At 59.2% G+C, this 14,675-nt stretch carries 13 protein-coding genes; 8 read left to right on the forward strand and 5 right to left on the reverse strand.

Going from position 1 to position 14,675, the window contains the following annotated elements; all coding sequences use genetic code 11:
- Positions 1-22 precede the first annotated feature (22 nt).
- Both RBB49_RS23670 and RBB49_RS23675 read right to left on the reverse strand, forming a co-directional pair.
- A complete protein-coding gene (locus tag RBB49_RS23670; RefSeq protein ID WP_306145379.1) occupies positions 23-1,084 on the reverse strand; it encodes a maleylacetate reductase in 1,062 nt (353 codons plus the stop codon).
- Complete coding sequence (locus tag RBB49_RS23675; RefSeq protein WP_306145380.1) at positions 1,081-1,956, reverse strand: dioxygenase; 876 nt, start codon at positions 1,954-1,956, stop codon at positions 1,081-1,083. Before RBB49_RS23675 ends, RBB49_RS23670 begins: the two co-directional genes overlap by 4 nt.
- A gap of 97 nt (positions 1,957-2,053) precedes the next feature.
- Between RBB49_RS23675 and RBB49_RS23680 the strand changes: the two genes are divergently transcribed.
- Complete coding sequence (locus tag RBB49_RS23680; protein ID WP_306145381.1) at positions 2,054-3,004, forward strand: LysR family transcriptional regulator; 951 nt, start codon at positions 2,054-2,056, stop codon at positions 3,002-3,004.
- A gap of 293 nt (positions 3,005-3,297) precedes the next feature.
- Here the strand turns inward: RBB49_RS23680 and RBB49_RS23685 are convergent, their stop codons facing one another.
- Complete coding sequence (locus tag RBB49_RS23685) at positions 3,298-3,714, reverse strand: universal stress protein (RefSeq protein ID WP_306145382.1); 417 nt, start codon at positions 3,712-3,714, stop codon at positions 3,298-3,300.
- Positions 3,715-4,082: 368 nt separating this feature from the next.
- Between RBB49_RS23685 and RBB49_RS23690 the strand changes: the two genes are divergently transcribed.
- Positions 4,083-4,460 (forward strand): nuclear transport factor 2 family protein, encoded by a 378-nt coding sequence (locus tag RBB49_RS23690; protein ID WP_306145383.1) that lies wholly within the window; start codon positions 4,083-4,085, stop codon positions 4,458-4,460.
- A gap of 34 nt (positions 4,461-4,494) precedes the next feature.
- On the forward strand, positions 4,495-6,537 hold the full coding sequence (locus tag RBB49_RS23695) for a trypsin-like peptidase domain-containing protein (protein WP_306145384.1): 2,043 nt from the start codon (positions 4,495-4,497) through the stop codon (positions 6,535-6,537).
- A 4-nt stretch (positions 6,538-6,541) separates the two neighbouring features.
- On the opposite strand, the gene RBB49_RS23700 is transcribed toward RBB49_RS23695, so the two are convergent.
- Together RBB49_RS23700 and RBB49_RS23705 are read right to left on the reverse strand one after the other, a co-directional pair.
- Complete coding sequence (locus tag RBB49_RS23700) at positions 6,542-7,786, reverse strand: S8 family serine peptidase (RefSeq protein ID WP_306145385.1); 1,245 nt, start codon at positions 7,784-7,786, stop codon at positions 6,542-6,544.
- A 366-nt stretch (positions 7,787-8,152) separates the two neighbouring features.
- A complete protein-coding gene (locus tag RBB49_RS23705; RefSeq protein WP_306145386.1) occupies positions 8,153-8,827 on the reverse strand; it encodes an exopolysaccharide biosynthesis polyprenyl glycosylphosphotransferase in 675 nt (224 codons plus the stop codon).
- 706 nt (positions 8,828-9,533) lie between these two features.
- On the opposite strand from RBB49_RS23705, the gene rfbC reads away from it, so the two are divergent.
- The 5 genes from rfbC (at position 9,534) to RBB49_RS23730 (ending at position 14,652) form a co-directional block, all read left to right on the forward strand.
- Complete coding sequence (rfbC, locus tag RBB49_RS23710) at positions 9,534-10,085, forward strand: dTDP-4-dehydrorhamnose 3,5-epimerase (protein ID WP_306145387.1); 552 nt, start codon at positions 9,534-9,536, stop codon at positions 10,083-10,085.
- A 7-nt stretch (positions 10,086-10,092) separates the two neighbouring features.
- On the forward strand, positions 10,093-11,148 hold the full coding sequence (rfbB, locus tag RBB49_RS23715; protein WP_306145388.1) for a dTDP-glucose 4,6-dehydratase: 1,056 nt from the start codon (positions 10,093-10,095) through the stop codon (positions 11,146-11,148).
- Positions 11,145-11,993: a dTDP-4-dehydrorhamnose reductase gene (gene rfbD, locus RBB49_RS23720; RefSeq protein WP_306145389.1), complete on the forward strand. Its 849-nt coding sequence runs from the start codon at positions 11,145-11,147 to the stop codon at positions 11,991-11,993. Before rfbB ends, rfbD begins: the two co-directional genes overlap by 4 nt.
- Complete coding sequence (gene rfbA / locus RBB49_RS23725) at positions 11,990-12,865, forward strand: glucose-1-phosphate thymidylyltransferase RfbA (protein ID WP_306145390.1); 876 nt, start codon at positions 11,990-11,992, stop codon at positions 12,863-12,865. The genes rfbD and rfbA overlap by 4 nt, the downstream gene beginning before the upstream one ends.
- 176 nt (positions 12,866-13,041) lie before the next feature.
- On the forward strand, positions 13,042-14,652 hold the full coding sequence (locus RBB49_RS23730; RefSeq protein WP_306145391.1) for a hypothetical protein: 1,611 nt from the start codon (positions 13,042-13,044) through the stop codon (positions 14,650-14,652).
- The last annotated feature ends 23 nt before the right edge of the window (positions 14,653-14,675 follow it).

A 14,675-nucleotide genomic window follows, 5' to 3' on the forward strand; every position in this document is an offset into this window, starting at 1 on the left:
TGGTTCCTCCCAGACCATGTGGTCAGACTGCGGGGCGCGTACCTTCCCAGGCGTCCTGCAGCAGATTACGGATGGACGCGCGGTCGATCGGGCGCGGGTTCCAGTAAGGGTTTTCAGTTGCAATGTCGGCGGCGCGCTCAAGGTCTGCTTCGCTCAGGCCAAGGTCCTTGAGCGCCAGCGGCGCGCCGATACGTGCCGAGAAATCGAAAAGGCCCGCACCGGGTGTTGTCCCGAACAGTTCGGCAAGCGGCTCCAACTGGTTGGGAACGGCACCCGCGTTGAACCCGACGGTATGCGGCAGCATGATGGCGTGGGTTTCCGCGTGCGGCGTATCGAAACTGCCGCCGAGCGTGTGGCAGATCTTGTGATGAAGGGCCATGCCGACAGTACCGAGGACCGTGCCGCAGAGCCACGCACCATAGAGCGCTGCGGAGCGGGCCTCGGTATCTGCCGGGTCCGCCTTGAGCAAAGGCAGAGCCTCGCTGAAGGCTGCCAGACCTTCGGCGGCCATCAGACTGGAAACGGGATTGCGGTCCTGCGCATAAAGCGCTTCGGCGGCATGGGCCATGGCGTTCAGGCCGCTGGTGATCGTCATGGTCAGCGGCAGCCCGGCTGTCAGATCCGGGTCGTAGATCACAACCTCCGGCAAGATGCTGTCGCCGCGCACCGTTGTCTTGCGGCCACCTTCCGTCTGGCCGAGGATCGGCGTTACCTCGGACCCGGCATAGGTTGTCGGGATGACGATCTGGGGCAGGTCTGTCCGGTAGGCAATTGCCTTGCCGAGGCCGGTCGTGGAGCCGCCGCCAAGCGAAACGACGCAGTCCGCGCCGGACGCCTTTACAAGCGCCGTGGCCTCTTCGGTGACCTCCACGGGCGTGTGCATGGCTGCTTTCGTGAAGACACCGACGGCAAGGGGCCCAAGCTCTTCGGCAAGCTGTGCACCGTCGTCCGCCTGATGCGGTGTTGACAGGACCAGCGCTTTCCGGCAACCGAGCTTTTCCACCCAGGCCCCTGTTTCTGCGCGCTTGCCGGCACCGAAGACAATATGGGCTGCGCTGCCTCTGTAGGTGAACGCACGGGTCATGCATCAAGCTCCTGTCTGACCGGATTGAGGTGGAAGTCGATATCGAGTTTCAGCGCTGTATCCGCTTCCGTACCGGCCTGCTTGAAGGAGCCGATAAGGCCGGGCTTCACGCTGAAAAGCGGGTCTTTGCCGAGGTTCGGATCCTCTCCGTCGAAGATCTGCGTGGTCAGGGTCTCGAATCCGTTCGCCGTTACCTGGAAATGGACATGGGCAGGGCGGCAAAGCGGCGCGCCGAGTCTGGCCAGCAGGTCGCCAAGCGGGCCATCCTTCGGCACTTCGTATCCGGAGGGGCGGATGGTTCGATAGGAAACGCGGCCGGCATCGTCGGAAACGAAATGGCCGCGCAGATTGTGCTCCGGCTGCAGGTCCGGCTGCTGGTTTTCGTAAAAACCCTGTGCATTGGCTTGCCAGGTTTCAACGCGCGCACCGGCGACGGGGCGGTCGTCAAGGTCCATGAGTTGAATTGTGACATCGACAGGTGTACCCGCACCGTCAAGCGAGATGTTTTCACCCTGTTGCATCAGCGGGGCGTCCGGGCGGTAGAACGGTCCGCGCATCGTATTCGGCGTCGCTGTATCGGGACGGTCCGAATTGAGCGCATCGACAAGCGCAGACATTCCCAGAAGGTCTGACACCAGGACCCACTCCTGGCGCCGGTCGTCGCACAGGTGGCCGACTTCCGTCAGGAATTCGATCGTCGCGCGCCAGTCATTCAGGGTCGGCCGGGTTTCCCGGATGATGGCGTGCAGGTGCTCCGCGACCTTGCTGAGCACCAGGGTAAGCCGCGCATCCGAAGTCGTGTCCAGCCGCTCGGCAAAAAGCCGGTCGGACGTTTCCGTCTTGAAAAAGGCGATGTCGGACATGCCGGCCATGGTTCCTCCCAACGGTCATTTCCTGACCTCTGGGAAAAGTTAATGGGCGGATAAGTGCAGTTGATGATTTTTGAGGCCGGTTTTATAACAGATTGCTATGAAACTTGATGAGCGACATCTAATTCAACTTGCTGCCGTCGTTCAGACCGGCAGCGTGACGGAAGGGGCCGAATTGCTCGGCATGACCCAGCCGGCGGTCTCGCGCACCCTGTCCTCGCTGGAGAAGCGTCTCGGGGAACCGCTGTTCCAGAAAGGGCAGCGGCCGTTGCTGCCGACCCCTCTGGCCCAGGCCCTGGCCGATCAGGGGATGGTGATGCTGTCCGCGTCCCGGAAGGCCTCGGAAACGGTTCAGAACTTCCAGGAAGGCAAGGCTGGGACCGTGCGGGTTGGCGGAACGCCGTTCTTCATGGATGCGCTCATTTCCAGCATGACGGCAGAATTCCAGAACAGTTTTCCGGAGATCAGGGTCGATCAGAGCTATGGCTATGTCCGGGACTTGCGCGAAGCCATTCATGCGGATCGTATAGATCTCGCGATCTGCCCGATCGACATCCTCGGGGAGGGATCGGGCCTTGTGTTCGACGAAATCCTTCCAGGGCGGAATGTCGTTGCCTGCAGTGCCCTGCATCCGCTTCTGGACAATCGCCGGACCGGGGCGCAGGAATTGCTCGAATATCCATGGATTGCACCACCGCCCGGCAGCCCGCTCTACGCCGATCTTCATTCGATCCTGCTTTCGCTCGGAGCCACCGAGATCAAGGTTCGGTATTCAGGTGGTTCGCTTGCCAGCGTGATCAACTACATGACCCGCACCAATGCCCTGACGGTGTTGCCGCACAGCGTCGTCTTTGCGTATCGCAAGGAGCGGACCATGACCGCGCTGCCGTTCCAGATCCCGCATCCGGACCGGGCGCTCGGCATCCTGCGCCTTGCTGATGCCCCCTATCTGCCGGCCGTTGACAAATACGCCAGGCACATCGCCGACGGCTTCAATGCCCTCCGCCTGCTCATCAAGCGTCACGAGGACTCCGTGGTCTGGGGCGGTTAGCGAAAGGCAATCCGGAATAGGTTGAGCGCGTTCATGCTTTGACGGTTTGCCGACAGTGCCGGTGAGAAACAGAAATGACAAATGGTCTGGGCGACCATTTCAACAGTCATTTAATTGTCCAATTGTTTTGAGCGTGGATCTGCAGCCGACCCAGACGTCTGAATTGGCCGACACATTCGGCCTGCTCCCGGATTCAACTCGGCTTTCGATCGTGCTGGCGTGCGTGGATCAGGAACAGTCCGCAGGCGAAATCGCCGAAAATCTGAACGGTCCTGCCTGCGGCTATGTGCTGCTCACATGCGCACAACCATCACCGAACACTTCGCATACCTGGCGAGTTTTCCTCCAATCGACGGCCAGAAATGGTCAATCAGGTGGGGCACATGGCTTGCTATGATGACGAGATCGGAGCCGGTTTCGTCGATTGCGCGCATCAGTGTATCGTCGATATCAAGCGTGGGGTCATGCGCGATTGTGGAATGGGCCGATGTTTCGATGCCGAACCTGGCTGCTTCTGCCGCGGCAAATTCGCCGAGTTTCCGCGCAAACTCTTCCGGATTGTGCGCCACTTCACTGGGTTGGGACGAGGTGACGCCCACATAGACAACGGGAACGTTGTAGTGTTTGGCAAGATCACCGGCGCATTCGAGTGCGGCACCCAGTTTTTCGACATGCGCCAGATCAACCGGCGCCATGATACGCTTGAACATGATACTTCTCCGCGAGCTGGGCGAGGAAAGGCAGCGCTGCCAGCGTGCCGCTGCAACCCGGCAATCTAAACATTCGGGTTCTTTCCTGCCATGGTTCTCGCACGAGGGTAATCAATTCCGGTCACTGGGGGCAAACGTCCACGCGCAAGCGCGTTCCCTCAACCGGTCGACTTTCGCAGCCCGGAATACCGGAGGGCGCATCACCCGTTCGGGCGCATGGCGGCATTAACCCATGGCGATGTCCGGCTCCACGAGATCGGCAGCGCTGAAAAAAGTTTGGGTCTTTTTTGCCTTCCGGCGAAAGTGATTGGGTCTTGCCGCTGCTGCCCTGAACCGCGATAGTCTCCTTGCAGGCGAAGGAAGGAACGATGCCGGAAGAAGAGGATTTTCAGTCATTGTTCAACACATATGTGGCCCGGTATCGGGCCGCAGATGCATCGGGTTGCGCAGCGCTGTTCGCGTCCGATGCGGAACTTTTTTCTCCCTATGGCCCGCCGGCTGTCGGGCGGCCTGCCATCGAAGCTACTCATCTGGAGTGGTTCGACGACGCCGCCGGAACCAAGAACATCAAGGTGGTGAGTGCGGGCAGTTCGGGTGATCTCGGCTGGTGTCTTGCGCATTTCAGTGAAGGCAACGAAGGCCAGGGAACCTCTTTGAACGTGCTGCAACGCCAGGCGAGCGGAACCTGGTTGATATTGCGGTGCAGTCTGAATGAATTGTCGGGGGCGGACCCGAGTGAGCCTTAAGCCTCCAGCGCGCCTTTACTTGCGGAACAAACCGATGCATCTGATCTGCCGTTTTTCGACCATTGCTGGTTTTCTGGCCGTGCTGCTTTCAAGCCCCCTACCGGCGCAGGCGTCGCCGGAGGGTGCATTTGAACATGTCGTGTCGGTTCTGCCGGTCTGGCCCGGCCAGCAGCAGGGCGGTGCCGGTGCCCGTCCGGGAGCGGCACCTGAGGGCAGCGGTGTGGTTGTGCGTCCGGACCTGATCGCCACGGCCTATCACGTTGTTGAACCGGCCGAGCGGATCGACATACGTCTGTCCGACGGCAGAATCCTGCCCGCGCGCCTGATCGCCGGTGACACGGCAAGCGACATCGCGCTCCTGGGTGTTGACGCCGGACTGACGCCGATCGAATTTGCTCCAAGTCCGGGCCTTGCCCAGCCGGCGTGTGCGATTGGAAACTCCTTCGGTCTCGGACTGTCGGTTACCTGTGGTGTCGTGTCGGCAAAAGGCATCACCAATGCGGGCTTCAATCCGGTGGAAGACTTCGTTCAGACCGATGCGGCAATCAATCCGGGAACGTCGGGCGGTGCCTTGATCGACATGGACGGGCGGTTGATCGGTTTGGTTTCAGCCATTTTCGCGTCCGATGCGGATGCGAATATCGGTGTCAACTTTGCCGTTTCCAACGCGTTGCTCAATCGGGTGGTTGATGCCCTGGCATCAAAGGGAGAGGTTGAATACCTGGCGGCCGGCTGGCGTCTCGAGTTCGCCGACCGCGCGCAACTTGCCGAAATCGCGGCTCCCGAAGTGCGGTTCGTTCAGCCTGGCGGACCCGCAGAAACGTCGGGGATAGAGGCTGGCGATCTTGTCCTTCAGATTGGAGAACGGCGCATTCAAACGCCAAGGGATGCCGTGACGGCGTTGGCCCTGTTGCCCGCTGAAACCGAGAGCGTACCGGTTGTCGTTCAAAGAAGAGGGGTCCGGACTCCCGTCAGTCTTTCGTTCGGAACCGAACCCAAGACGGATGAAACGGTTTCCGGGCCGGTCGATCCAGAGTGCCCGCATCCCGAAGCCGTTTGCCGCCAGCGCCAGGCCGTCTTCCCGATTTCCGCTTACGACCCGGTTGCAAGTGCAACGCGCATTTCCGGCGATCTTCTGGTCACCAACAGGCATGTGCTCGGCGACCGCCTGGAGGCGACGGTGCACACACCTGAAGGACCGAAAACCGCGAAGATCGTCCCGTCTGCCTTTGAAGGCGACCTGGTCTTGCTGAAAGTGGAAGGGTTGCCGGCGGATGCCGCGATCCTGGAACCGGATACGCAAGGGTCGGCGACAGACCTTTATTTTGCGGTCGGCGCGGATGTGGCGCGCCGTGAGATCAGGGTGTTCGAACCGGGGGATCTGATCATGCCGCCTGCGGAAGGGGCGGAGCTCGGCCGGCTGCACGTCAGGGCGCATATGCAGCCCGGCGTCAGCGGGGGCGCGCTTGTCGGTGAAGACGGCCGGTTGACGGGAATTGCCGTCGGCGGTGGCGACAAGCGTTTCGAAGCAATCCCGGTTTCCGCGGTTGAAGAACTGTTGCGTCAAATGGAAGATCCGGAAGCAGACAGAATAACCAGGCGGCTGGGCAAGAATTTCGTTGCCTGCGCGGCAGCCATCGAAGCCGTGGCAAATGCCCAGGACCGGGCGGAACAGACAGGTCAGGTTTCGCAAGCCTGCGCGCGATCCTCAAATCACGGCCAGTTGCTGGAAGCAGGGCGTGTACTGGCACAGTCCGGCGACTTCGACGCGGCGGTGGATATGCATCGGCAGGCGGTTCAACAAGTCCCCAACTCCATCAATTCAAGACTGTCCCTGCTTGTGTCCCTTCAACTGGGCGCACGGTTCGAAGAAATGACCGAACATGCCCGCTGGCTGATGGCGGCAGCGCCCGATGATCCGCAGGCGCTACGCTTTTCCATCCAGTCTGGCGTGTGGGGCGGTGATCCGGCACTTGCCGAGGAGGGCTACCAGGCGCTGCTTAAGGCCGATCCCAGGCAGGCGCAGGCTGCACGGCGTTTCATTGATGCCGCGCCCCCGAGGCCGGCGCGCCGCTGATACCTCAATCGGCTTCCGGGTCGGGAATCCAGCCGGCGGAAACGGACCGCTCTTGCTCGAAGGGAGACGGGACGGCGCGGTCAAGGATCCGGCCTTTCAGGTCCAACGCCGTGAGATCCGGCTCCCTTTCAAGCAAACGGGCGGCGAGGGCGGCAAGACGCGGGACCGCATAGCTTGATCCGGAGGCAACTCCCGATGCGCCGCGAAAATCCGTCACGTCCATGTTCTCTGCCGGCACCATGAGGTCAACGCTTGTGGCGCCCCAGTTGGATCCTTGCGCCAGGCGCCCGAACGCATCCGCCGATGTGACTGTCAGGATGTTGTCAAGGTTCAGTGCGGCCGGATAGACAGGGGTCGCGTCGATATCGCGCCCGTCGTTCCCCGCCGATACGATCGCCAGAATATCCTGGCCCTCGAGCGCCGAAGCAAACGCCTCCCAATCGCTTGCCTTTCGGCTGCCAAGCGGCATGGCGAGGATCTTGACACCATTTTCAATGGCATGTCCGACCAGGTCCGCCATGCGCGTCATGTCCGGCCGCGGATAGCGATAGGGAACGAGTGCAGCGTCCGGCGCTTCCCGCGCAACAATGGAGGCCACGGCGGTTCCATGACGGATCGGAAGAAAGGCCCCGCGCGATGTATCGCCGTCATACGGCCACGCATCAAGGTTCCAGAAATCGTACCCGACGGGCGTCCCGTCTTGCCGACGGGCGAGCCTGTCGCTGAAGACGGGAAGGTCGTAGGCAAGACCTGAATCGACCAGTCCGATGCGCACGCCGCCGGGGTCCGCGCCCGGTGGCCAGGGCGCCTGCAGCGTTTCCGTCCAGCGCAGCGTCCGAAGGTCGCCATCCAGTTGATCAAGGAAGATCCAGGGTTTCTTGCCCGCGCGGATTTCACGCGCCGATCGCACAACGCAGCTGCCATCGGCAATTGCCAGGAAACGCGAATCAGTATTTTGACCGTTCTCCACGGCCACAGAGGCACGAAACTGGCGCAAGGTGCCATTCGCCAGTCGCAATTGAAGCGCGAGCTCTGCGCCCCCGGGCAGGGCGAAACGCATCGATACCCGGTTGGGCGTGCCGGTTGCGGGCTGCTGTGATTCCTCAAGCAGCCAACTGCCGGGCAGCACGTTCTGCGCAGCCAGGCCGCTCATATCCGGATCGGTGCAAACACGGTCGATCGCAAGTGCGACCCAGTCGCGTGCGTCGTTGCTGTCCTGGGCGATTGCACCGGTGGCAAAGGCGCACAATGTGAAAACCCGAAGGATATACGCTCGGAACTTCCCCTTAAGGCGAGGGAACAACTTGGCCGGGGGCGCAATGCTCTGCCCTTTTTCGCGGTTAAAACAATGTTTCACCAAGCCGGAGTGCCCCGCTGCGTTTCAGGTCAGAGTCTCGTTCCGAGATGCAATTTAGGGCGCGAAATGCCGTTGGTCCATTCCGCCGGCAGGTTCCACAAATGTCCAGTTTCCTGCTGTCAGAACGGCCCGCATGCAAGCGCGCATGTGGGCTGTTCCTTCTGCGGAAACCAAAACGGAGCCAATGCATCGCATCAGCTCCGTCGTCAGGTAGCGTGTTGGCTCAGATGGAACCGGGCCAGCGCGGCAATGTCGGGGTCAGTAACCCTTGCCCTTGAAAAACTCCTGGATCACCGTGTTCACGATGATGCTCACATCGAGAAACAAGGAGCGGACCTCAATGTATTTGAGGTCGTAGTAAAGGCGCATGGAGGCCGCATGGGCCGTTCTGGTCTCACCGCGGAAACCGTTGACCTGCGCGAGGCCCGTGATGCCGGGCTTTACGCGGTGGCGCAGCTGGTAGCGCGGATCGAACTGCTCATATTTAACACCGTTTGCAAGCATGCCGGGCACATGCGGGCGCGGGCCGACGAGCGACATTTCACCCTTCAGCACGTTAAACAATTGCGGCAGTTCATCAAAGTTGCTTCGGCGCAGGAAACGCCCGATCGGTGTGATCCTTGGATCGTTCTTGACCGTCTGGCGGACGCCTGACTGATCGCATTGATCGACATACATCGACCTGAACTTGTAGGCCTTGAAGGTTCTTCCACCAAGACCGTGCCGATCCTGCTTGAACAGGACAGGACCCTTGCTGGTCAGTTTTATGGCGATCGCCAAAATGGTGAAAAGAGGTGCCAGCAGCAAAAGGCCGCACACCGCACCGAACAAGTCCAACCCGCGTTTCAGGACGTTCGATGTTTGAGAAGAAATCCTTCCTTCGACTGCGTGACCCAGATCCGTATTATGAAAACCATAAACATTGTCTGTCATTCTCAAAACTCTTACTTATTTATTGTAAATGCTCGCTAAAACGCGGACATCAGGCTTCTTCGTAAAATTGCCCACCACTAAAAAAAACCGTGGTACCCATAAATTTGGTTAATCGGACGTTAATCGAATGTGCGGTGAGATGCAACTTCAATTTTCATGCCGATTGAGTGGGCGAACAAATTTTTGATCGGAAAATCAGGCTGATAGGCGGTTCCTCCTCGTGCAAGTTTCTTGCAACGCGCCGAGCGGCGCCCGGCGTTCTGCGGCTGTGTGGGTGCGAATTCGGCGCGCCTATTTGGTTTTGAGCACCTTGCCGGCGCTGTTGCATGTTCCCATCGACGCGAGCGCACATCGGCCCGTGTGCGGCATAAAGTCCGGTCATCGTCCCGGTTGGGCGCTTCGAAAGGAACCCCTGGAGGCGCGTTGGCAATTGCGGCAACCGTGGTCCCGCGTTGGACGGCATCTCGCGGCGGGAAGGGTTTAGATAAGATTTTCGTCGAATTTACCAAAAATCCAACAGGTCGAACAAAGCCTGTGTTTTCTTACGCCGATATGAGTATAGTCGCCGCGATAAAGTACCAGGACCGGTGCAAGCTGATCTGCCCGATCAGCACGTTGAAGTTGGTTGGCCAGCATATATTGAGCATTTTGCGGGGTACGTATCTGCTGTTGATGCCTCCTCCGCCAAGTCTGTTTTGAGGTTGAAATGATTGTCGAAGAGACCGGGTTGCCTGGTGTTTTTCTGATCACGCCGCGGCGGTTTGGAGATAACAGGGGTTTCTTTTCTGAAAGCTGGAGCAAAAGAGCATTTGAAGATGCCGGGATAAGCGCGGAATTCGTGCAGGACAATCATTCCCTGAGCGCCGTGACGGGCACCGTGCGAGGGCTCCATTTTCAAGCGCCCCCACACGCGCAGGCAAAGCTTGTCAGATGCGGACGGGGACGGATTTTCGACGTTGCCGTCGATATCCGCCGGGGCTCACCAACCTACGGAAACTGGTTTGGAACAGAACTCAGTTTTGAGAACGGGAAGCAGTTGTTCGTGCCCGTGGGATTCCTGCACGGGTTCATGACGCTCGAACCCGATAGCGAGATCATTTACAAGTGTTCTGATTTCTACGCCCCCGAATGTGACGGGGCGGTTCGTTGGGACAGTTGCGGCATTGACTGGCCGCTTGAAGGTATCGAGCCGGTTCTGTCTGACAAGGATGCGGCGGCGCCTGCCTTGGCTGCATTCGAAACACCTTTTGAGGTTTGAGGGTTTGATGAAAATTCTTGTTACGGGAGGAGCGGGCTTCATTGGCTCGGCCGTTATCCGACTTGCGGTTCAGCGTGGCCTGAACGTTGTCAATCTCGACGCGCTCACCTACGCAGCGTGCCTCGACAATGTCGCGATGGTTGCTGACAGCCCTCTTTATGCATTTGAGCAGGCGGACATTCGCGACCGGGATGTATTGAAGCGGATCTTCGCCGAACATCGCCCCGACGCGGTCATGCATCTTGCTGCGGAAAGTCATGTGGACCGGTCCATTGACGGTCCCTCCGACTTCATCGAGACCAACATTACCGGCACCTTCAACATGCTCGAGGCATCGAGGACCTACTGGCAGGAGGCCGGCAAGCCGGAAACGTTCCGGTTTCACCAGATCTCGACCGATGAAGTGTTCGGATCGCTCGGAGCCGAAGGCCTGTTTACCGAAACGACCGCTTATGACCCGCGCAGTCCGTACTCCGCATCGAAGGCCGCCTCCGACCATCTTGTAATGGCGTGGCACGAGACCTATGGGCTCCCGATTGTTCTGACCAACTGCTCGAACAACTACGGGCCGTTTCACTTCCCGGAAAAGCTGATTCCCGTCGTCATTCTCAATGCGCTTTCCGGCAAACCGATCCCTGTCTACGGCAAGGGAGAGAATGTGCGTGACTGGCTCTATGTGGAAGACCATGCGGACGCGCTGCTGCTGGTTCTTCAAAAGGGCGCGCCTGGACGCAGCTACAATGTCGGCGGCGAAAACGAGCGCCGGAACATCGACCTTGTGAGGACCATCTGCGATCTGCTCGATCAAAAGCGTCCCAAGGCCGACGGCTCCTATTCCGATCAGATCACGTTTGTCACCGACCGGCCAGGTCACGACATGCGTTATGCGATCGACCCGACGCGCATTCGTGAAGAACTCGGATGGAAACCGTCCGTGAACGTCGAGGAAGGCCTTGAAAAGACCGTTGAGTGGTATTTGAACAATGAAAGCTGGTGGCGGGCCTTGCAGGACCGCAAAGGTGTTGGTCAAAGGCTCGGCGTGAAAACGGACGCCAAGTCATGATCCTTGTTTTTGGTTCCTCCGGACAGGTGGCAACCGAATTGCGTGAGCGCCTGCCTGACGCGGTGTTTCTGGGCCGCAGGCAGGCCGACCTCTCGACCGGTGCGGATATTTGCCGGACGATTGAGGAAATCGGTCCGGAGGCGATCATCAATGCCGCCGCTTATACGGCCGTGGACAAGGCCGAGGACGAGGAACATCTGGCACTCAAAATAAACGCGGACGCTCCCCGGATGATGGCTCAGTCAGCCGCCAGGCTTGACATTCCGATGGTTCACATTTCGACCGACTATGTGTTCGATGGCAGCGGCGGCGAGCCCTTTCCGACTGACGGGAAGACAGCGCCGCTCGGCGCTTACGGGCGCACGAAGCTGGCTGGCGAGAAGGCGATTGCGGACATCGCCCCCAACCATGCGATCCTGCGCACCAGCTGGGTTTTCTCCGCGCATGGTGCGAATTTCCTCAAAACCATGCTGCGGCTTTCTGAAAGGCGCGACCGTCTGACCATTGTTGCCGATCAGGTCGGCGGGCCGACGCCGGCCTCGGCAATCGCGGCAGCTTGCGTGACGATCGCGGGCGTATTGAAGGACGAACCATCGAAGACCGGCACTTACCACTTTGCCGGAGCGCCTGATGTGAGCTGGGCGGATTTCGCACGCGAGATCTTTAGCCAGGCGGGTCGAAAGGTCAGTGTCGAGGACATACCGACAACGGCTTATCCGACGCCGGCGAAGCGTCCTTTGAACTCCCGACTGGATTGCAGGTCGCTGTCCGCATTCGGGCTGGATCGCCCCGACTGGAAGGCAGGCGTTGCAGACACTTTGGCAAAACTGGGTGAAACCGCATGACAAATCGCAAGGGCATTATTCTCGCAGGGGGATCCGGTACACGGCTGTTTCCGCTGACAATGGCCGTCTCCAAGCAGCTGATGCCGATATACGACAAGCCGATGATCTACTATCCGCTGTCCGTTCTGATGCTGACAGGCATCCGGGAAGTTGCGATCATCACGACCCCGGAGGATCAGCCGCAGTTCAAGCGGCTTCTCAAGGATGGCAGCCAGTGGGGCATGCGGTTTGAATACATCGTCCAGCCGTCCCCCGACGGTCTTGCGCAGGCCTATATTCTAGCCGAGGATTTCCTGGACGGAGCGCCTTCCACAATGGTTCTCGGCGACAACATCTTCTTTGGCCATGGCCTGCCGGAAGTGCTCGCCGCGGCCGACAGCCGCGAGCGGGGAGGGACCGTGTTCGGATATCACGTCGCGGATCCGGAACGCTACGGCGTCGTGAAGTTCAATGACACGGGTCTTGCGGAAGAAATTATCGAAAAGCCGGCGGTCCCGCCGTCGAACTACGCTGTAACGGGCCTTTATTTTCTCGATGGCGATGCTCCGCGCCGCGCACGCGAAGTAAAGCCGTCGCCGCGCGGCGAGCTGGAAATAGTCTCGTTGCTGGATACGTATCTGCGCGAAGACGCGCTGAAGGTGGAACGCATGGGCCGTGGTTTCGCCTGGCTCGACACGGGGACGCACGAATCCCTGCTTGATGCCGGCAATTTCGTCAGAACACTTTCCGTCAGGCAGGGCATGCAGTCGGGCTGCCCGGAAGAGATCGCCTATGACAATGGCTGGATCGACCGGGAGAAACTTCTGGAACATGCAGAAGTGTTCGGGAAAACGGAATACGGAAAGTATTTGAAGGACTTGACCAGAAAATAGGTGAAGTCGATTGAGAATTGCGGTGAATTGCTGCGACTATGTACCCGAGAGTAATGGAGTTTCGCATGTGATGTCGGGCCTAGCCTTCCGGGGTGACGGTCGGGATTTCACGGATCTGAATTGAGTGGTCGGTGCCGGCTTTTGCCGTGAACCGCTGTCCGGGGGATTTTTTTCCGATGAGTTTTGGTGTGCTGCTGGGTCTGCCGATGGGGCGCCGCAAGTTTCTCGGCGCTGCATTGAGTGCTGGCGTCTTCTTGCGAGGCACGGCAATTTCATCCGCTTCGGAAATTGTCGTGACATTTGGAGAGCGCACAAAGGCCGGACATGGCGGCGTACCGGTCGACGGCCAATCGATCGAGAGTGGCAATGAGGCCGGTCACTTTGAGATCGTGGACGGTTTCCTGGTCGTGTCCGAGGCCGGCGAGGGGAAACTCGCCGCTCCTTATGATCTCCTCTTGAACAGTGGCCAAAGGATCAGCATTCCCGAGATTGAAGCAGCGACATTCAGCTGTAAGGCCGATGGTGCGGAAATCGACGCAGCCAATGTCGACCACGTTCTCAACCAGACAACCCCCTCGACCATTTCAATCCGGGGAGGCGCGGTCAAAGACCTGCGCTCAGGCGATGCCGGTCCCGGTTTTCTGGATGAGCGGACCTGGCTCAAGCGGGACTTTTCCGGCAAACACCTTACGGTAAAAAGTGCCGATCCGGACAATCGTGCCGAGTTCTGGGACTGGCGTCTTCTGGTTCAAGGCTCTGACGGAATCACGTTCGAGAACCTGAGCTTTCGGCAAACGGACCAGCCGGTGCTAGAGAAAAACTTCACAGGCGCATTTATTTCCGACGGTGGTGTGACGTCGACCAAGAACATCGGTGTTGTCGGTTGCGACTTTATCGGCCGCGACCTGGATATATCACTCGATTGGTACGGCTTGCACGAACAGGCCTATCTGCCGACAGGCTGTGTATTGTCTTCAACGAGCAACCTGACGATCGAGAACAACACCTTCTCGCGATTGCATATCCCCGGTTCGTTCAAGATGAAGGGGAAATGCTCCCTGCAAGGCAATTTGGCCAGCTACTGCTACTACGATCTGTACAATCTGGTCGGGACATCGAAGCCGGCGGCAAACGGCGCCAAGATCATCAAGGACAATGTAGGCACCGTCGTATTCGGAGCGCGGTGGAACAAGGCGGCAGGCCCTCACGGCGACGGGTTCCAGCTTGTTTTCGGCTGGCTGACCGAAACCACGATTGAGAACAACGCCATTTTCATGGGCGATGTGGGACGCCGTCACAACGGAGACGACCAGCAGACCTGGTTCGGATCATCGGGAACCGGACTTAAGGATTGCGCGCTCAGGGGCAACCTGTTTCTCGGTCAGTCCCTCCATGGGATAACGATACCGAAGATCGAGAATGTTGTGATCGAGTACAATACCTGCCTGGAAAACGATCCGTTGAATCCTGTTGGACAACGTCTGAAACCGACATTCAATCTTGGACAATCGTCGGCCGCCGGCAAGATCATTGTTCGCAACAACATCACCGCCGGACCGATAAATCTCTACAACAAGCGCTCTGCCGCGTTCGAGTTGTCCGGCAACGTCATCGTGGACAGGACCGGTTCAGGTGGAGCCGTTTCATATGGCGATGCGTTTGCCGGTCCGTTTCCGCCAACGACACTGGCCGAAGCCCTTCGCGCATTTGCTCCGCTTCCGGGCTCGGCTGTTGACGGCAAGGGAGCAATTGAACCGGACGGGAAGTTCCGGACAAGTTTTGAATGAAGACCTGAGACACTTGCCGGGGG

This window comes from Roseibium sp. MMSF_3412 (assembly GCF_030733265.1).
Lineage (GTDB): Bacteria > Pseudomonadota > Alphaproteobacteria > Rhizobiales > Stappiaceae > Roseibium.

What these genes read in the sequence shown, in the direction of transcription:
- RBB49_RS23670 (WP_306145379.1), bottom strand. Translation starts at nt 1,084, where the DNA reads ATGACCCGTGCGTTCACCTACAGAGGCAGCGCAGCCCATATTGTCTTC.
- RBB49_RS23675 (WP_306145380.1), bottom strand. Translation starts at nt 1,956, where the DNA reads ATGGCCGGCATGTCCGACATCGCCTTTTTCAAGACGGAAACGTCCGAC.
- RBB49_RS23680 (WP_306145381.1), top strand. Translation starts at nt 2,054, where the DNA reads ATGAAACTTGATGAGCGACATCTAATTCAACTTGCTGCCGTCGTTCAG.
- RBB49_RS23685 (WP_306145382.1), bottom strand. Translation starts at nt 3,714, where the DNA reads ATGTTCAAGCGTATCATGGCGCCGGTTGATCTGGCGCATGTCGAAAAA.
- RBB49_RS23690 (WP_306145383.1), top strand. Translation starts at nt 4,083, where the DNA reads ATGCCGGAAGAAGAGGATTTTCAGTCATTGTTCAACACATATGTGGCC.
- RBB49_RS23695 (WP_306145384.1), top strand. Translation starts at nt 4,495, where the DNA reads ATGCATCTGATCTGCCGTTTTTCGACCATTGCTGGTTTTCTGGCCGTG.
- RBB49_RS23705 (WP_306145386.1), bottom strand. Translation starts at nt 8,827, where the DNA reads ATGACAGACAATGTTTATGGTTTTCATAATACGGATCTGGGTCACGCA.
- rfbC (WP_306145387.1), top strand. Translation starts at nt 9,534, where the DNA reads ATGATTGTCGAAGAGACCGGGTTGCCTGGTGTTTTTCTGATCACGCCG.
- rfbB (WP_306145388.1), top strand. Translation starts at nt 10,093, where the DNA reads ATGAAAATTCTTGTTACGGGAGGAGCGGGCTTCATTGGCTCGGCCGTT.
- rfbD (WP_306145389.1), top strand. Translation starts at nt 11,145, where the DNA reads ATGATCCTTGTTTTTGGTTCCTCCGGACAGGTGGCAACCGAATTGCGT.
- rfbA (WP_306145390.1), top strand. Translation starts at nt 11,990, where the DNA reads ATGACAAATCGCAAGGGCATTATTCTCGCAGGGGGATCCGGTACACGG.
- RBB49_RS23730 (WP_306145391.1), top strand. Translation starts at nt 13,042, where the DNA reads ATGAGTTTTGGTGTGCTGCTGGGTCTGCCGATGGGGCGCCGCAAGTTT.